Source organism: Schumannella sp. 10F1B-5-1 (genome assembly GCF_006517535.1).
Lineage (GTDB): Bacteria > Actinomycetota > Actinomycetes > Actinomycetales > Microbacteriaceae > Schumannella.
On sequence record NZ_VHQH01000149.1, the window covers coordinates 1 to 226 of the forward strand.

The 226-nt window shown below is 69.9% G+C and carries 1 protein-coding gene; it reads left to right on the forward strand.

Features of this window, described 5'->3' with window-relative positions:
* A partial coding sequence (locus FJ658_RS15250) for a family 1 glycosylhydrolase (protein ID WP_141146223.1) occupies positions 1-226 on the forward strand: 226 nt, incomplete at both ends.

A 226-nucleotide genomic window follows, 5' to 3' on the forward strand; every position in this document is an offset into this window, starting at 1 on the left:
CGCGGTGCCGAACGACCCGAGCGATCCGGTCGACCTCGACGCCGCCCGCAGGCTCGACGCGCTCTGGAACCGGGCCTACCTCGAGCCGATCCTGCTCGGGGCCTACCCGGCCGACTTCCTCGAGGACGTCTCGGCGCACCGCTTCGACGAGCTCGTGCACGACGGCGACCTGCAGACCATCCACCAGCCGATCGACTTCCTCGGCGTGAACCACTACCACGACGAC